The 17,108-nt window shown below is 36.8% G+C and carries 16 protein-coding genes; 10 read left to right on the top strand and 6 right to left on the bottom strand.

All coding sequences use genetic code 11. The features are described 5' to 3' along the window. Nucleotides 1-42: 42 nt before the first annotated feature. Nucleotides 43-2,610, bottom strand: a complete 2,568-nt coding sequence (locus tag HMPREF1195_RS09110; RefSeq protein ID WP_023920000.1) for a YfhO family protein — start codon at nt 2,608-2,610, stop codon at nt 43-45. Between the two features lie 49 nt (nt 2,611-2,659). Next, complete coding sequence (locus tag HMPREF1195_RS09105; RefSeq protein WP_023919999.1) at nt 2,660-4,285, bottom strand: ATP-binding cassette domain-containing protein; 1,626 nt, start codon at nt 4,283-4,285, stop codon at nt 2,660-2,662. Between the two features lie 205 nt (nt 4,286-4,490). Here HMPREF1195_RS09105 and trpS point away from each other — a divergent pair, with 205 nt between their 5' ends. Next, nucleotides 4,491-5,519, top strand: a complete 1,029-nt coding sequence (trpS, locus tag HMPREF1195_RS09100; RefSeq protein WP_003002236.1) for a tryptophan--tRNA ligase — start codon at nt 4,491-4,493, stop codon at nt 5,517-5,519. Between the two features lie 142 nt (nt 5,520-5,661). After that, nucleotides 5,662-7,143, top strand: coding sequence for an IMP dehydrogenase (gene guaB, locus HMPREF1195_RS09095; RefSeq protein ID WP_023919998.1), 1,482 nt, complete (start codon nt 5,662-5,664; stop codon nt 7,141-7,143). A 45-nt stretch (nt 7,144-7,188) separates the two neighbouring features. On the opposite strand, the gene recF is transcribed toward guaB, so the two are convergent. Together recF and yaaA are read right to left on the bottom strand one after the other, a co-directional pair. Further along, nucleotides 7,189-8,283, bottom strand: coding sequence for a DNA replication/repair protein RecF (gene recF, locus HMPREF1195_RS09090; protein WP_023919997.1), 1,095 nt, complete (start codon nt 8,281-8,283; stop codon nt 7,189-7,191). Continuing rightward, the gene (gene yaaA, locus HMPREF1195_RS09085; RefSeq protein WP_023919996.1) at nt 8,283-8,645 is read right to left on the bottom strand and encodes a S4 domain-containing protein YaaA; all 363 of its coding nucleotides are present in this window, start codon (nt 8,643-8,645) and stop codon (nt 8,283-8,285) included. Before yaaA ends, recF begins: the two co-directional genes overlap by 1 nt. A gap of 155 nt (nt 8,646-8,800) precedes the next feature. Here yaaA and yfmF point away from each other — a divergent pair, with 155 nt between their 5' ends. From yfmF to HMPREF1195_RS09045, 8 genes are all read left to right on the top strand, one after another. Then, entirely contained in the window at nt 8,801-10,048 is a 1,248-nt protein-coding gene (gene yfmF, locus HMPREF1195_RS09080; RefSeq protein WP_023919994.1) for an EF-P 5-aminopentanol modification-associated protein YfmF, read from the top strand. Nucleotides 10,049-10,056: 8 nt separating this feature from the next. Beyond that, entirely contained in the window at nt 10,057-11,331 is a 1,275-nt protein-coding gene (yfmH, locus tag HMPREF1195_RS09075) for an EF-P 5-aminopentanol modification-associated protein YfmH (RefSeq protein WP_023919992.1), read from the top strand. Between the two features lie 26 nt (nt 11,332-11,357). After that, on the top strand, nt 11,358-11,765 hold the full coding sequence (locus HMPREF1195_RS09070) for a helix-turn-helix domain-containing protein (protein ID WP_023919990.1): 408 nt from the start codon (nt 11,358-11,360) through the stop codon (nt 11,763-11,765). A 31-nt stretch (nt 11,766-11,796) separates the two neighbouring features. Beyond that, nucleotides 11,797-12,336, top strand: coding sequence for a CDP-diacylglycerol--glycerol-3-phosphate 3-phosphatidyltransferase (gene pgsA / locus HMPREF1195_RS09065; RefSeq protein ID WP_003009208.1), 540 nt, complete (start codon nt 11,797-11,799; stop codon nt 12,334-12,336). Beyond that, complete coding sequence (locus tag HMPREF1195_RS09060) at nt 12,337-13,161, top strand: energy-coupling factor ABC transporter ATP-binding protein (RefSeq protein ID WP_023919988.1); 825 nt, start codon at nt 12,337-12,339, stop codon at nt 13,159-13,161. It abuts the gene before it with no gap. Then, a complete protein-coding gene (locus HMPREF1195_RS09055; RefSeq protein WP_003002145.1) occupies nt 13,146-13,988 on the top strand; it encodes an energy-coupling factor transporter ATPase in 843 nt (280 codons plus the stop codon). Before HMPREF1195_RS09060 ends, HMPREF1195_RS09055 begins: the two co-directional genes overlap by 16 nt. Then, nucleotides 13,981-14,778 (top strand): energy-coupling factor transporter transmembrane component T family protein, encoded by a 798-nt coding sequence (locus tag HMPREF1195_RS09050; RefSeq protein ID WP_023919986.1) that lies wholly within the window; start codon nt 13,981-13,983, stop codon nt 14,776-14,778. Before HMPREF1195_RS09055 ends, HMPREF1195_RS09050 begins: the two co-directional genes overlap by 8 nt. Before the next feature lie 157 nt (nt 14,779-14,935). After that, nucleotides 14,936-15,577 (top strand): LysM peptidoglycan-binding domain-containing protein, encoded by a 642-nt coding sequence (locus HMPREF1195_RS09045; RefSeq protein WP_023919985.1) that lies wholly within the window; start codon nt 14,936-14,938, stop codon nt 15,575-15,577. Nucleotides 15,578-15,601: 24 nt separating this feature from the next. Here HMPREF1195_RS09045 and HMPREF1195_RS09040 read toward each other — a convergent pair whose 3' ends face one another. Beyond that, the gene (locus HMPREF1195_RS09040) at nt 15,602-16,231 is read right to left on the bottom strand and encodes an HAD hydrolase-like protein (protein WP_023919984.1); all 630 of its coding nucleotides are present in this window, start codon (nt 16,229-16,231) and stop codon (nt 15,602-15,604) included. Between the two features lies 1 nt (nt 16,232). Beyond that, nucleotides 16,233-17,105, bottom strand: coding sequence for an L-serine ammonia-lyase, iron-sulfur-dependent, subunit alpha (gene sdaAA / locus HMPREF1195_RS09035; RefSeq protein WP_023919983.1), 873 nt, complete (start codon nt 17,103-17,105; stop codon nt 16,233-16,235). Nucleotides 17,106-17,108 lie beyond the last annotated feature (3 nt).

Raw genomic sequence — 17,108 nt, 5'->3', positions numbered from 1 at the left:
TATCCTAGCCTTTTATTTATAAGTGAACGATGGTTAGATTCCTTAGCTTTTTCGTCTTTTTATTTGTCTCCATTCGTAGAGGAAGAAGAGAATGATTCCAACGAAAAAGGCAATGAGTCCTTCAATGAAGCCTTGGGGAACAAATGTTAAGGTGAGCGTTCCTGATCCTTTTGAAACACGAACTCCCATCAATCCTTTCTGGATGCGATGAATTTGGATAGGTTTTCCATTTTGTTTAGCTGACCAGCCTTTATCATAAGGGAGTGTAAAAATAAGGGTAGTGTCTCTATTTGCGTTATAGGCTGCTACCAATTTGTTTTTCTTTTTGTGAATAGCAACTTCTTGCTGACGAATACTAGCGATAGCTTGTGTGTATTGGTCAAGATCCAGAGCAAAAAATTCTGGTGTATCAAAGGAGACTGTCGAATTTTCGGGAAAACTCATACGAATAGTAACTGTTTCCTCTGTGTCAAAATGGCCAATCGAAAAGAATGGAAAGGCATTATCAATGGTATAGCGTTGGGTCTGTCCATTGTAGCTGATTTCAATATCTTTTCGATCATCGTTTGAAAATTGTAAATTTGGAACATTGACATATAGTTGGCTATGGGCAGGAACCGTTACTTCATATTGAATACTTGCGTAGGAAAGATGACTATCTTCTTCAATTTTTGCAGTTTGCAACGAAGATGTAGTATTTTGTGAAGTAGGCGAGAGAATATTTAATTTCTTATAAAATTTATATTTTTCATCCGTGATTTGATGGATGAATCGTGTCTGATTATCCAGTGTCAAATTCGTAAAGGAAGTATTTTTATAAGGTTTTGCTGACAGAAAGGCGATTGGTAAGGCATATTCGTTTTCTGAAAGTGAGACTCCATTTTTGGTTGCAATCTCTTTAAATCCAAATTTTTGAACAGGTTGTTGGCTTAAATTATAGCGAACACCAAATAGACTATCCATTAAAATAGAATTGTTTTGGTATCTAAGATTGAGGTTGGTTCCTTCAGATTTAAATCCAAGTTTGTCTAATGTCGAACTAGCATCCGTATTTCGTACAGATGAAAATTGAGAAATTCCATTATAACCATACTTCATGCTATCATTGCCCGTTTGTGGCTGTAAAATCTCAGTCCGATAATTAGAGTCTGTCTTCTCTCTTACTAAGGATTGGATGGCTTTTAAGTCTCGTTCGTAGGATGACCGAGAAGCAAAGACCCATTCATTCGCAATTCCTTCCATTTGATAATAACTATTCACCGATAATTCAAAGATGGAGAAAAACAGGATTGAAAGATAGAAAAGTCTAGGCGGTATCTTTTTTAGGATAAATCCTAAACAGACCAAATAGAAAGCAATTAAAAATTCAAAAGTAACAATGAAATTGACTGCATCTAAAAATTTATAGTGACTGCTGTAAAGGACAGTTGCTCCAAATCCTAGAATAAGGAGGAAATTAGCAAGACTAAAACGAATCCAAGTGATCTCCTCTATTCTATTTAGTACTTCTCCTGCCATCAGAATAATCGTCAAAGAAAAGATCCAAGAGTATCGATGAAGAAACATATTTGGCGCGTGCATACCTTGCCAAAGGAGATCTAATAATTGAAAACGAAAACTCAAAATAAGAATGGTCAAGAGTATAAAGTAAGAAAGTTTCACGTGAAACTTGATCGACTTTACAAAGAAAAAGGTAATCGCTAAAAGAAGTGGAAATAATCCCACGTAGATCATTGGAATTGATCCATATTTAGTAGTGTCAAAACTTCCAATGAAATTTTTCGCAAATACGTCAAGATACCAACTTTTTTCTGTAAAGATACTGTCAACCTTTGAAAAACTTTCTCCATGAGTGCGTAAATCTAAGAAGGTTGGATATAACATCACAAGGCTTGTTATAACTGATAAAAGAGATACAATCACAAAATGAAAGAAGCGTTTTCCAATTCCTTTGATGTCCCATGACAGTTGTGTCAAGTACCATAAAATAAGAAAAATAGACATCATAAACCCAAAATAATAATTTTGGATAAACAAGCTGGTTAAGCTGATAAAGTAGAGAATCTCTCCCTCATTGTAAATGAGTTTTTTGAATCCATAAAGAATTAATGGTGCTAGGATAAAAACATCTAGCCAAGTTTTGATTTCAATTTGGCTGATAGCAAAGCTCATAAGAGCAAATGAGGTTGAAAGGGTAAGAACCAGGGATCTAGGAATTTTAGAAAACATTCCATGTAAACTAATATAAGTGCTTAACCCAATAGCTCCAAATTTAAGAAGAGTGATGAGGTAAACAGCATCCGGCATGGATTGTGCATTAAAGAAGTAGACAAGAGGAGAAAAGAAACTTCCTAGATAATAGCTACTGAGTGCATAAAAATTAATACCTAATCCACTTTGAAAACTGTAAAATAGGCTATCTGTCCCGTGTAAAATATTTCGAAGTGTGGTATCAAAAATGACATACTGATGATAACCATCTCCTAATAAGGGGGATGTATCACTGTTCCAGTAGATTCCTTGTGAGAGGTAAATAAAGAACATCATGATAGCTGGAATCAGGAAAGAAGATACTATAAAAAGGGATGTTTTTAGCTTTGTTTTATTCATATATTTCTACTGAAAGAGCCTGAAATAATGATTTCAGGGCTCTTTATTTTTATGATTGACTCCAAAGTTCTTTCACTTTTGCTTGAACTTCTTCATTTTCAAGAAACTCATCATAGGTTTCATCAATACGATCGATCACGCCGTTTTTTGAAAGAACGATAATATGGTTGGCGAGTGTTTGAATGAATTCGTGGTCATGGCTGGCAAAGATAATCGATTCTTTAAAATTCTTCAATCCATCATTCAAACTTGAAATAGACTCCAAATCCAAGTGATTGGTTGGATCATCCAGTACAAGAACATTTGACTTGAGGAGCATCAATTTAGACAACATGACACGAACTTTTTCTCCTCCTGACAAGACGTTGACAGACTTGTTAACTTCGTCACCCGAAAAGAGCATACGTCCTAAGAAACCACGAAGGAAAGTATTGTCATCTTCTTCTTTACTTGCAAATTGACGAAGCCAATCAAGAATACTTTCACCACCTGCAAAATCACGACTGTTGTCTTTTGGTAGATATGATCGACTAGTTGTAACTCCCCACTTGACAGTTCCTTCATATTCAATATCATCCATCAATGCACGGATCAAAGTGGTTGTTTGAATATCGTTCTGTCCGATAAGGGCGGTTTTGTCACCAGGACGTAAGATAAAGCTGATATTGTCAAGGATAGTTTCACCATCAATCTTGACAGAAAGATTTTCAACTGTCAAGAGATCGTTACCAATTTCTCGTTCTGCCTTAAAGTTGATAAATGGGTACTTCCGACTAGATGGAACAATTTCTTCAAGTTCAATCTTGTCAAGCATTTTTTTACGCGAAGTTGCTTGTTTTGATTTTGAAGCGTTGGCTGAGAAACGTGCGACAAACTCTTGCAATTGTTTAATTTTTTCTTCAGCTTTTGCATTTCTATCTGCTTGTAATTTTGCTGCAAGTTCAGAAGATTCTTTCCAGAAATCATAGTTTCCGACGTAAAGTTTAATTTTTCCAAAGTCGAGATCCGCCATATGGGTGCAGACTTTATTCAAAAAGTGGCGGTCATGGGATACAACGATAACCGTATTTTCAAAATCAATCAGAAAATCTTCTAACCAGGTAATGGATTGAATATCCAATCCATTGGTCGGCTCGTCCAAAAGAAGGACATCTGGTTTACCAAAAAGGGCTTTAGCTAAGAGAACTTTCACTTTATCCCCATTGGCTAACTCGCTCATAGTTTGATAATGAAGGTCTTCTGAAATATTTAGATTTTGAAGCAATTGAGATGCTTCACTTTCTGCTTCCCATCCACCAAGTTCGGCAAATTCACCTTCAAGTTCAGCTGCACGGACACCATCTTCATCAGAGAAATCTTCTTTCATGTAGATAGCATCTTTTTCCTTCATAATGTTGTAGAGCTTTTCATTTCCCATAATGACAACATCGATGACCCGCTCGTCTTCGTAGTCAAAGTGATTTTGACGCAAAACAGACAAACGTTCATCAGGGCCAAGAGAAATATGACCAGTTGTTGGTTCAATATCTCCAGCTAAAATTTTTAAAAAGGTTGACTTTCCAGCACCGTTGGCACCGATGAGACCGTATGTATTTCCCTCTGTAAAGTTGATATTGACATCGTCAAACAATTTTCGATCACTAAAACGTAGTGAGACGTCTGATACTGTAAGCAATGATATTCTCCTCTTTCTATAATGTCTTCATTTTACTAGAAAATAGGGGAAAATTCAACTTTTTTACTGTCAATTTGTTTTTACAACTATGTAAACGAAATTGACAGTTTAGTAAAGTGTTAATTCCTTACAAACATAGAGGATAGACTAACATTTTCAACTAGAAAGTGCTATAATGATAGGGATAACGATTAAGGAGAAGAGTATGACAAAACCCATCATTCTGACAGGAGATAGACCGACAGGAAAACTCCATATCGGCCACTATGTTGGTTCTTTAAAAAATCGCGTCTTGTTGCAAAATAAAGACGAGTATAATATGTTTGTTTTCCTAGCAGACCAGCAAGCTTTGACAGACCATGCAAAAGATCCAAAAACGATTGTAGAATCTATTGGTAATGTTGCTTTGGATTATCTGGCAGCTGGACTAGATCCTGAAAAAGTTACGATTTTCATTCAAAGTCAGATTCCTGAATTAGCGGAATTGACAATGTATTACATGAATCTAGTATCTTTGGCGCGACTTGAAAGAAACCCAACTGTAAAAACCGAGATTTCTCAAAAAGGTTTTGGTGAGAGTATTCCAACAGGATTTTTGGTATACCCTATTTCACAAGCAGCCGATATCACAGCATTTAAAGCGAATTTTGTTCCAGTAGGAAATGATCAAAAGCCAATGATTGAACAAACTCGTGAGATTGTTCGTTCCTTTAATCATGCTTATAATACAGATACTTTGGTGGAACCGGAAGGGATTTATCCTGAAAATGAAGCAGCTGGTCGCTTACCTGGTTTAGATGGAAATGCTAAAATGTCTAAATCGTTGAATAATGGCATTTACCTAGCTGATGATGCAGATACTTTAAAGAAAAAAGTGATGAGTATGTATACTGATCCTGATCATATTAAAGTAGAGGATCCAGGAAAAATCGAAGGCAATATGGTATTTCATTACCTGGATGTATTTGGCCGTCCAGAAGATGCAGCTGAAATTGCAGAAATGAAAGAACATTATCAACGTGGTGGACTTGGTGATGTAAAGACCAAACGATATCTTTTAGAAATTTTAGATCGTGAATTAAGACCGATTCGTGAAAGACGCCTTGAGTTTGCAAAGGATATGGGTGAGGTCTACTCTATTCTTGAAAAAGGAAGTGAGCGCGCTCGAAATGTAGCAGCTCAAACACTAGATGAAGTAAAATCTGCGATGGGAATTACCTATTTTAAAAAATAAAACGACTTCATTAATAGCGAACATTTCTTACTGTTCATTGATAATTTACCAATAAATGATTGACAAATTGCGATAGAATGGTATGATATTAACAATAAAAATTCGAGCCTTGCTCAAATAAAAAGAAAAGAGGATCCAGCTAATGTCTAATTGGGACACAAAGTTTTTAAAAAAAGGGTTTACATTCGATGACGTGCTTTTGATTCCAGCGGAAAGTCACGTATTGCCTAATGATGCAGATTTAAGTACACAATTAGCAAGTAGTTTACGCTTGAATATCCCAATCATTACTGCTGCTATGGATACAGTGACTGAAAGTCAAATGGCAATTGCTATGGCACGTGCTGGTGGACTTGGTGTGATCCATAAAAACATGTCAATTGAGCAACAGGCAGATGAAGTACGCAAAGTAAAACGTTCTGAAAATGGGGTTATTATTGATCCGTTCTATTTGACTCCGTCTCATACAATTGCAGAAGCAGATGAGTTGATGGGACGATACCGAATCAGTGGTGTCCCTGTTGTTGAAACACTTGAAAATCGTAAATTAGTTGGTATCCTTACAAACCGGGATTTGCGTTTTATTTCTGATTACAATCAACCCATTTCAAATCATATGACAAGTGAAAATTTGGTGACTGCACCGGTTGGAACTGATTTGGAAACAGCTGAACGCATTCTACAAGAGCATCGTATTGAAAAATTACCATTGGTAGATGAAAATGGTCGTCTTTCTGGCTTGATTACAATCAAAGATATTGAAAAAGTTATTGAGTTCCCAAATGCGGCTAAGGATGAATTTGGTCGTTTGCTTGTGGCTGGTGCCGTAGGGGTTACTTCAGATACTTTTGAACGTGCAGAAGCTCTTTTTGAAGCTGGTGCAGACGCAATTGTCATTGATACTGCTCATGGACATTCTGCGGGTGTTCTTCGTAAGATTGCAGAAATTCGTGCTCACTTCCCAGATCGTACCTTGATTGCAGGAAATATTGCAACTGCTGAAGGTGCTCGTGCATTATTTGATGCAGGGGTAGACGTAGTTAAGGTCGGAATTGGTCCAGGATCAATCTGTACAACTCGTGTTGTTGCAGGGGTTGGTGTTCCTCAAGTGACTGCTATTTATGACGCAGCCGCTGTAGCTCGTGAATATGGAAAAACGATCATTGCTGATGGTGGTATCAAGTATTCAGGAGATATTGTCAAAGCACTCGCAGCTGGTGGAAATGCAGTTATGCTTGGCTCAATGCTTGCAGGTACAGATGAAGCACCAGGTGAAACAGAAATCTTCCAAGGTCGTAAATTTAAAACATACCGTGGTATGGGATCTATTGCAGCAATGAAGAAAGGTTCTAGCGACCGTTACTTCCAAGGATCTGTTAATGAAGCCAATAAATTGGTCCCTGAAGGAATTGAAGGACGCGTTGCTTATAAAGGTTCTGTAGCAGATATGGTCTTCCAAATGATCGGTGGTATTCGTTCAGGTATGGGTTATGTTGGTGCAGCAACCATTCAAGATTTACATGATCATGCACAATTTGTTGAAATGAGTGGTGCCGGATTGAAAGAAAGCCATCCTCATGATGTGCAAATCACAAACGAGGCTCCTAACTACTCAGCACAATAAATTTACACATTTGTAAATAAAAATAACAGCATCTTGACAGTATTGTCAAGATGCTGTTTTGATATGACCGGCTTGAACAGTGAAAATTTTCAACTCTTCAGGCAGGTCTTTTAAATGATCGAGAGTGGTCGTTGTAATAAATGTTTGAATATTATTAGAGATAGTTTCAAGTAGTTGAAGTTGACGATAATTGTCAAGTTCGCTCATGACATCGTCAAGTAATAAAATAGGCTTTTCTCTTGTGATTTCTTCCATCAATTCGATTTCTGCTAATTTTAGAGAGAGAACAACACTTCGATGCTGGCCTTGACTACCAAAGGTAGCATTCATATTATTGATAAAAAATGCCAAATCATCCCTGTGAGGCCCAATACTTGTTGTTTTCCTAAAAATATCCTTCTGACGGTTTTTTTCCAACATAGAGAGAAACTGCTCTTCTATATCATTTCCTTCTTCAGAAAAAACAGTTGACTGATATTGAATCGATAGGTCTTCTTTGTTGTCAGAAAGTCGAGTGTGTTTTTCTTTTGCTTTAGCTTCTAATTTCTTAATAAACTCAAGCCGATGATGGATGACGCGACTTCCAAAACTAGCTAGTTGTGAATCTAAGACCTCCAAAAATGTGGCATCAATTTTTTCCGAATTTTTTAGATAACTATTTCTTTGTTTCAGTACATGGTTGTATTGAGATAAGTCGGATAAGTAGAGAGGTTTCATCTGACCTAATTCAATATCAATAAACTTTCGACGCCCTGCAGGTGATCCTTTGATCAGTTGCAAATCTTCGGGTGCAAAAAGGACAACATTCATATGGCCAATATAGTTCGATAATTTGGCTTGTTTCAAATGATTTACCTTAGTTATCCGACCTTTTGGTGTCAAGGAAATTTCTAATGGAAGGGGACCAGTTTCTCTTTGTAATTGACCAGAAACTTTAAAATCGGTGGATTCAAAATAGATGAGATCTCTATCATTTCGTGTTCGATGACTTCTGGTTAAAGCTAGAAAATAAATTGATTCGAGAATATTGGTCTTTCCTTGAGCATTTTGACCTAGGAAAATATTTAATCCAGGATGAAACTCGACTTCAAGTTCTTGATAATTACGAAAATGTTGAATGGATAACTGTTTTAACCACATTACGAGATACCAGGAAAGCGAATTGCTTTTTCTTTTTTGTTAGTCTTTGTCGGTAGTTTCTTTTGTTGTTGATTGAGTTGCTTGACAAGTTTAGCAACACGTTCCTTTTCTTCCTTCTCTTTAAGATGCTCTTCTATTTCTTTTTGAGAAGGTTTAAGAATGGTGATAGTCATGTTCAGTTCAGGAATGTCAATTTGATCATTGACACGAAGTTTACGGCCTCTCCGTTGTTCTAATTCACCATTAACAAAGACTTCTTTTTCTTGAAGAAAGGCTTTGATTGCCCCACCACTCTGTATAATACCGAGTTCTTTTAAGATCGCTTGTAATGTAATAAAGTCATCAAATAATTTGTAATTCATAGTTCACCTCTTTGCGTGTTATTATACCATATTTTTAGTTTTTCTAGGGTAGAGAATATTGAGTGATTTGAGGAGCTTTTTCACAGTTTGAATTAGGATTTTAGTGTGATTTCGTGTTATAATGAAAGTTACTATTGAGTAGAACGAGGATGAAAATGGAATTAGTAAAGGGCGTGAATCTTCACTTTCTTCAATCAAAAAAATTTAAAACCAATAAAATTAAGGTCCGTTTTTCATCGCCATTAGATGAAAATACCGTGGCTGCGCGTGTTTTAGTAGCCTGTATGATGGAAACTGCAAATCAAAAATATCCAACTTCACAATTATTCCGTGAAAAATTAGCGAGTCTATACGGGGTAGAATTGTCCACCTCAGTCTCTAAGAGGGGGCGTGTTCATTATGTTAATTTGAATATTTCCTTTGTGCGCGATGACTTTTTGAGCAAGAAAAATGTTCTTACTGATGAGGTTTTGGACATTATAGAAACTATCTTCTTTTCACCTTTGGTAGTAGAAGATCACTTTGACAGTGATACATTTGACGTTGAAAAGAAAAATACAATTTCCGATTTGGAGTCGGAAATTGAAGAGCCTTATTATTATGCACATGGGCAATTGAATCAACTGTTTTTTGAAGACGAAACAATTGGGATGTCAAGATTGGGGAAAGTTGATTTAGTGAGACAAGAAACAGCTCAAAGTTCTCTTGAACAGTTTCATCAGATGCTCCAATTAGATAACATTGACTTCTTTTTCATAGGTGACTTTAATGAGGTCGCTATTTTGGATCGAGTGAACCAGTTTGAATTCAAACCACGTGATAACAATTTGTCTGTCACCTATCAACAACCTTTTACAAATGTTGTTAGAGAAAAGTTAGAGCAAAAACAAAACCAACAATCTATTTTAGAATTAGGTTACCATTTTTCTACCCAGTATGGAGAATCTCTCCATATCCCACTAGTTGTATTAAATGGGATGTTGGGAGCTTTCTCGCATTCGAGACTTTTTCAAATTATTCGAGAGAAAGAAGGTCTTGCTTATACTATCTCTAGCCATTTTGATATTTTTACAGGCTTTATGAGAGTTTTTGCAGGCATTGATAAGGAATCTCGTACGAAAGTAATGACCTTGATTATGAGACAGTTGAATGATTTAAAACGAGGCAAGTTTACAGAGTCAGAGCTTCAATTGACAAAAGAAATGTTGGTGAATACGACCTTATTAGCACAGGATCGGCAAAATACCTTAATTGAAAGGGAATATTTGAAAACGATCCTAGGAAAGAAAGTTCTTTCTTTAGAAGAGTGGTTAGAGTCCATCGATAAGGTTAGTAGAGAAGAAATTATTGAAGTGGCAAAAACAATTAATTTACAGTCTGTTTATTTTATGGAAGGAAAGTAGTGTAAAGATTGAAAATTAAAGAAAAATATTATGAATCAGTTGGTGAGCAAGTATACTTTACACGCTTGTCAAATGGGTTGACTATTCATTTAATTCCCAAAGAAGATTATTATGAAACCTATGGAATAATAACAACTAAGTTTGGCTCAGTGGATACACGAATTCTAGTGAATGGTGATGAAAGGCAATATCCTGCAGGAATTGCTCATTTTCTAGAACACAAAGTATTTGAAGATGAAAATGGTCAAGATTATTTAAAAAAATTCGTTCATTTAGGATCGGAAAGTAATGCCTTTACAAGCTTTACAAAGACAAGTTATCTTTTCTCAACAACTTCAAAAGTCCCTGAAAATATTCAATTGTTATTGGAGATGGTTTCAAAGGCTTCCTTTACAGAAAAATCTGTATCAAAGGAAAGAGAAATCATTCAACAAGAAATTGGAATGTACCAAGATAGTCCAGACTATCGATTATTTTTTGGTGCTTTAGAAAATTTATATCCTGGAACACCGTTAGCAGATGATATTGCTGGAACCAGGGAGTCTATTTCTGGTATTACAATAGATAATCTCCGTGAAAACTTTGATCTATTCTATCATCCCTCTCAAATGCACTTATTAGTGATCGGAAACTTTGATGTTGATGAAGTATTGCAAGTAGTAAAGAAATATGATCTGACTTCTCCTCGTTCTTCTGTTGAGTTAGAACGTTTTCCTGTAGAAAAAAATGAAGTAAGATTGAATCAATCTTGTAGAATGGAAGTTGCTACTCCTAAGTTGGCAATTGGAATTCGAGGAAATGATATCATTAAGGAAGAGGAAAAATTTCGTTATAAATTGATGTTGAAATTACTGTTTTCGATGATGTTTGGTTGGACTTCGCAACGGTTTCAAAGTTTATATGAATCTGGGAAGATTGACAACTCATTGACACTTGAAGTCGAGGTTGAGGAATTATTTCATTTCGTTATTTTGACAATGGATACTCAAGAACCGGTGTCCTTATCTCATCAATTTAGGTCAGCGATCAAACAATTTGAGAAGGATCCAGATGTGAATCAGGAACATTTGGATACGATTAAAAGCGAAATGTTTGGTGATTTCTTACAAGGTTTAAATTCGCTTGAGTATAGTGCCACTCAGCTTGAATATTTTTCAGACGGTAGCACTTCTTATGATCTTCCAAAGATTTTACAAGGTATTAGTTTACAAGATATCATCAAATTAGGACGTCAGTTCATCGACCAGGCTGAGATGGTAGACTATATGATTTTTCAAAAGTAGTAAACAATGTATCAAGAAGGGAAAACATGAAGAAGAGAACGATTGGTCAAGTGTTAAGACTGTCAAGAGTAAATTTACACTTAAGTTTACAGGATGTGTCAAATAAGACAGCCATTGAAATTCCTTATATAGAAGCGTTGGAAAACGATGAGTTTGATCTATTACCGAGTCCCTTTTACGCTCAGATCTATCTTAAAAAGTTAGCATGGGCTTTGGGATTAGATGAGTCCATCCTATTGACAGCTTTTCGTGAAGGAAAAGAATTGTTATTTGATGAAGAAATACTTGTAGATGACGAAGAGCTTCATTCAAGAAAATTAAGACAGAAAGCGAGCTGGTTACCAATCCTGTATTATCTACTAGTTAGTTTTGTCATCCTTGGCTTTGTGATTTATATCGTATATTTTTATGAGTTTACAGCATCTGTAAAATAGATGTAAAGATAGTTTATTTTTTGGAGGAAGTATGAAAAAAGAAAATATTCCTAATGCATTGACATTAATTCGGGTTGTGATGATTCCTATTTTTATTGCCATTTTAAGTTTAAGTCACTCTTACTTAGGACATATTGTAGCGGCAGTTATTTTTGCAATTGCTAGTATTACAGATTATTTAGATGGCTTTCTTGCACGAAAATGGAATGTAGTTAGTAATTTTGGTAAATTTGCCGATCCAATGGCAGATAAATTATTGGTTATGTCAGCCTTTATCATGATGATTGAATTAAAAATGGTTCCTGCTTGGATTGCAGCTGTTATCATTTGTCGTGAGTTAGCTGTTACTGGTTTGCGTCTTCTTCTTGTTGAGACAGGTGGTACAGTTCTTGCTGCAGCCATGCCAGGAAAAATCAAAACCTTTAGCCAAATGTTTGCCATTATCTTTTTGCTTTGCCATTGGACTCTTCCAGGGCAAGTGTTGCTTTATATTGCATTGATTTTCACAATTTATTCTGGTTACGACTACTTTAAGGGAAGTAGCTATCTCTTTAAAGACACATTTAAATAAATGAAACAGATGATTGAGCTAAAAAATGTATCCTTTCGATACGATAAAACAGTAGAAGAGTATCAAATTGACACGGTTTCGTTTCACGTGAAACAAGGAGAGTGGCTTTCAATTGTTGGACACAATGGTAGTGGGAAATCTACAGTTGTACGCCTGATTGATGGTCTTTTGGAAGCTGAGTCTGGTGAGATTTACGTTGATGGAAAACAACTGACTCGTGAAACCATATGGGAAATCCGTAGTAAAATTGGGATTGTATTTCAGAACCCTGACAACCAATTTGTTGGTGCGACAGTAGAAGATGATGTTGCCTTTGGTTTAGAAAATCAAGGAATTCCACGGGAAGAAATGCTTCAACGTGTGGAGAAGGCTATTGAGCAAGTCGGTATGCTGGAGTTTAAAGATCGCGAACCATCTCGTTTGTCAGGTGGTCAAAAGCAACGAGTGGCCATAGCAGGTATTATCGCCTTGAGACCAACTATTATTATCCTTGATGAAGCAACTAGTATGTTAGATCCAGAAGGCAGAGAGGATCTAATCGCGGTAATGAGAGAACTTCAGAAAAAATTTCAATTAACAATTATCTCCATTACCCATGATTTAACCGAAATTGCCTTAAGTGATCGAACACTCGTCTTTCAAAAAGGAAAACTAGAGTCTTCTATGACGCCGCGGGAATTGTTTTCAAGAAATGACCTTAATGAGATTGGACTAGATAAGCCTTTTAGTAAGCAGGTTCAAGAATCTCTCAGCTCGCATTTTCCGCTAAAACAGGATTATCTAACAGAAAGTGAGTTATTAGACCAACTATGGGAATTTCTTTAAAGAATGTCTATTATACTTATCAAGAGGGAAGTCCTTTTGAAGGGCAGGCGCTTTCTGATATTAGTTTGGAAATAAAAGATGGATCTTATACAGCCATCATCGGACATACTGGTAGTGGTAAGTCCACTTTGTTGCAATTACTAAATGGGTTACTGCGTCCGACTAAAGGAACGATTCAATTTGAAGATTTTGTTTTAGATAATCATTCTGAGCCAAAAGAAATGAAGTACTTGAGAAAAAAGGTTGGTTTGGTTTTTCAATTTCCAGAAAGTCAGCTGTTTGCAGAAACCGTTCTAGCTGATGTAGCCTTTGGACCACAAAATTTTGGGGTACCTAAGGACAAAGCGGAGGAAATAGCCAAAGAAAAATTAGCGATCGTTGGTTTAGATGAGTCTATCTATGATAAAAGTCCATTTGAACTATCTGGTGGACAGATGAGACGGGTTGCGATCGCGGGTATTTTAGCTATCGAACCAGAGATTTTAGTATTGGACGAGCCGACAGCAGGGCTAGATCCTGCTGGAAGAAAGGAATTGATGGCGCTGTTTGAGACATTACATAAAAATGGGATGACCCTAGTTCTGGTAACTCATACGATGGATGATGTAGCAAATTTTGCTGATACCGTATTTGCTTTAGAAGCGGGAAAACTTGTTCTAAACGGATCCCCAAGGGAAGTGTTTCAACAGGTTGAGTATTTACAAAAACTTCAATTAGGAGTCCCACAAATTACGAATTTTGCTCTTCAATTGAAACGAAGAGGACTTCCTCTGGACAGACTACCAATCAAAATTGAGGAACTAAAGGAGCTGTTACTTCATGAATAATATGATTTTAGGAAGGTATATTCCTGGAAACTCCATTATCCACCAACTAGATCCTCGTGGGAAGTTGCTCTCAATGTTTTTATTCATATTTCTTCTGTTTTGGGCAAATAATCTCCAGACAAATGTTCTTCTCTTTGCTTTTATTTTTGTTTTAATGTATCTAACGAGGATTTCGGTTAGTTTTTATATTAAAGGCTTAAAATCAATGATTTTTATCATTGCTTTTACAACTATTTTTCAATTATTTGCGACCTCTCAAGGAACTATTTTGTATCAATGGTGGTTTTTTAAATTAACCGACCAAGGATTGATGCAAGCCGCCATCATATTTTGTAGATTTATTTTAATCATTTTTTATTCGACGATTTTAACAGTGACGACGACACCATTGAGTTTAGCAGATGCTGTTGAAAAGATCCTTACACCACTAAAAATTATTAAGGTTCCGGCCCATGAGATTGGCTTAATGCTATCTATGAGTTTGCGCTTTGTTCCAACCTTAGTAGATGATACGAATCGAATCATGAATGCGCAAAGGGCGCGTGGTGTTGATTTTGGTGAAGGAAATCTATTAAAAAGGATCCGTTCCTTTATTCCAATCCTCATTCCTTTGTTTGCCTCAAGTTTTAAACGCGCAGATGCATTAGCAATTGCGATGGAAGCGAGAGGGTACAAAGGCGGTGAGGGACGAACACGCTATCGGACTCTGCAGTGGGGAGTAAAAGATACCCTGGCATTGCTCGTTATTCTGTGCCTCATGTTGATAGTTTTTTATCTAAAAAATGGATAGAGCTAGTTGAATTGGTTCAAAAATAAGGAAAAAGCGCTATACAAAGCGCTTTTTACATTAAATTCACATATTCTTGTAACATTTGTAATATATTCTACAATAAACTGTAACATTTTGTGTGTATGATAGAATTATGTTCGAAAGGAGAATAGAATTCATGAACAGTAAAAAGTTCCAATGGACAGTCACTTCCCTACTTTCAGCAGCATCACTTTTCATTTCTGGTATTGCTACAGTGAATGCTGAAACTTACGAAGTGAAGTCTGGAGATACTCTATCAAAAATTGCACTAGAAAATAACACTTCAGTAGAAAATATTATTGCATCTAACAATCTGACTAATGAAGATTTGATCTATGCAGGACAAATTATTGAGTTAGGTGAGCGTTCAAAATCTATGATTGATAAAGTTGCTCCACAAGAGCAAGCAAAACCTGCTGAAAGTGCACCTGCAGCAGCACAAACTGCTCAAAAACAAACAACTTATGCAGCAAATGCTGCAGTGACTTCTGCACAATCAACAAATGGTGGAATTGTTCTATCAAATGGGAATACTGCTGGAGAACAAGGATCTTATGCAGCTGCTCGTATGGCTGAAATGACTGGTGTACCTGCTTCTACTTGGGAAGCAATTATTGCCCGTGAATCAAATGGTCAAGTAAATGCAGCAAATGCTTCTGGTGCCAGTGGTTTGTTCCAAACAATGCCAGGTTGGGGTTCAACTGCAACAGTTGATGATCAAATCCAGGCTGCATACAATGCATATAGTTCACAAGGTTTATCAGCTTGGGGTTATTAAAAAATAGGTTTACAATTTGTAAACCTATTTTTTTAATGTCTCAAGAATGTCAAGTGGAGAGTGACAAATAAAATCTGGTGAGTAAAAAAGTAGCTCTTCAAGATCTCCAAATCCCCAAGTGACTGCCATGGTTTTTATGCCAACTGTTTGACCTCCAATGAGGTCAAATTTTGTGTCTCCAATAATCACTGTCTCCTCTTTTGGAAGGTCATTGATTGACAAGGCGTATCGAATGACATCGGCTTTGTGGATACGATCTGAATTTGATCCATAAATTCCTTTAAAGTATTTAGCGATACCTAAATCTTGACACATCTGTAAAGCAACCGGTTCATGTTTTGAAGTAGTTACATAAAGAGGAATGTTTTCGTCTTGTAATGCTTTCAAAGCTTCTACTATCTGAGGAAACAGAGTTGATTTGTATTGACCTTTTTCATGATAATACTGGCGATAGATCGTCACTGCTTGATCTACCAAAGTTTCAGGAAGGGTAGCTTCAAAACTAGAGATCAAAGGTGGTCCCATAAAACTACGGATGGTTTTGAGATCGGGTTGAGGAACCTTCAAAGTATCGAATGTATGTTGAAAGCTCTCTGTAATTCCCTTGGAACTGTCAACTAATGTTCCATCTAAATCAAAAAATAAGGCTTGCATGTTATTCTCCAAATATCTCTTTTTGTAATCTACGTCCGGTTGGTGTTGCTGCCAATCCTCCTTCAGCTGTTTCTCTAAAGGCAGTCGGAAGACTAGAACCAACTTGGTACATGGCGTCAATCACTTCATCAACAGGTATTTTTGATTCAATACCTGCTAAGGCCATGTCAGCAGCAATGAAGGCATAGCTGGCTCCCATTGCGTTTCGTTTGACACATGGAACTTCCACGAGTCCTGCTACTGGATCACAAATGAGCCCAAGCATGTTTTTGATGACAAAACAGACTGCTTGACTCGCTTGATAAGGAGTTCCTCCAGCAGCAAGTGTCAATGCAGCCGCACTCATAGCTGAAGCAGAACCAACTTCTGCTTGACAACCACCTTCTGCACCTGAAATAGAAGCATTATTGGCGATGACTAAACCAAAAGCTCCAGCTGTCAGTAGAAAATCTAGTTGTTGCTGACGGTTTAACCCTAATTTTTGAGTTGCTGCAGTGAGAACTGCGGGAAGGCAGCCAGCAGATCCTGCAGTGGGTGTTGCGCAGACCAGTCCCATCTTAGCATTGTGTTCGTTGACAGCAATAGCATTCTTCGCTGCGGTTAGGACGGTCAAGTCAGATAACGTTTTTCCTGATTTGATATAGCGATCTAATTTTGCGGCATCCCCACCGGTTAACCCACTACGAGAGTGGTTTTCATTTAACCCTAACCTTACAGAATCAATCATCACTTCTAAATTACGGGTCATTAATCGTAGGACTTCTTCTCGTTCACGACCAGTTAGTTCAAATTCAGTCGCAATCATTAACTCTGCGACGTTTCCTTGGTATTGCGTGCTTGCTTGTTCTACGAGGTCTACAATTGAATAAAACATATG

Source organism: Streptococcus parasanguinis CC87K (assembly GCF_000507765.1).
Taxonomy (GTDB): Bacteria; Bacillota; Bacilli; order Lactobacillales; family Streptococcaceae; genus Streptococcus; species Streptococcus parasanguinis_J.
Note: the sequence above shows the minus strand (reverse complement) of the source record. Positions and strands in the feature narration are given on the sequence as shown.

Excerpts from the sequence above, each read along its gene's own strand:
- trpS (WP_003002236.1), top strand. The coding sequence starts at position 4,491 with ATGACAAAACCCATCATTCTGACAGGAGATAGACCGACAGGAAAACTC.
- HMPREF1195_RS09040 (WP_023919984.1), bottom strand. The coding sequence starts at position 16,231 with ATGCAAGCCTTATTTTTTGATTTAGATGGAACATTAGTTGACAGTTCC.
- HMPREF1195_RS09055 (WP_003002145.1), top strand. The coding sequence starts at position 13,146 with ATGGGAATTTCTTTAAAGAATGTCTATTATACTTATCAAGAGGGAAGT.
- guaB (WP_023919998.1), top strand. The coding sequence starts at position 5,662 with ATGTCTAATTGGGACACAAAGTTTTTAAAAAAAGGGTTTACATTCGAT.
- HMPREF1195_RS09050 (WP_023919986.1), top strand. The coding sequence starts at position 13,981 with ATGAATAATATGATTTTAGGAAGGTATATTCCTGGAAACTCCATTATC.
- HMPREF1195_RS09070 (WP_023919990.1), top strand. The coding sequence starts at position 11,358 with ATGAAGAAGAGAACGATTGGTCAAGTGTTAAGACTGTCAAGAGTAAAT.
- HMPREF1195_RS09060 (WP_023919988.1), top strand. The coding sequence starts at position 12,337 with ATGAAACAGATGATTGAGCTAAAAAATGTATCCTTTCGATACGATAAA.
- HMPREF1195_RS09110 (WP_023920000.1), bottom strand. The coding sequence starts at position 2,610 with ATGAATAAAACAAAGCTAAAAACATCCCTTTTTATAGTATCTTCTTTC.
- HMPREF1195_RS09045 (WP_023919985.1), top strand. The coding sequence starts at position 14,936 with ATGAACAGTAAAAAGTTCCAATGGACAGTCACTTCCCTACTTTCAGCA.
- yaaA (WP_023919996.1), bottom strand. The coding sequence starts at position 8,645 with ATGAATTACAAATTATTTGATGACTTTATTACATTACAAGCGATCTTA.
- pgsA (WP_003009208.1), top strand. The coding sequence starts at position 11,797 with ATGAAAAAAGAAAATATTCCTAATGCATTGACATTAATTCGGGTTGTG.
- sdaAA (WP_023919983.1), bottom strand. The coding sequence starts at position 17,105 with ATGTTTTATTCAATTGTAGACCTCGTAGAACAAGCAAGCACGCAATAC.
- yfmF (WP_023919994.1), top strand. The coding sequence starts at position 8,801 with ATGGAATTAGTAAAGGGCGTGAATCTTCACTTTCTTCAATCAAAAAAA.
- recF (WP_023919997.1), bottom strand. The coding sequence starts at position 8,283 with ATGTGGTTAAAACAGTTATCCATTCAACATTTTCGTAATTATCAAGAA.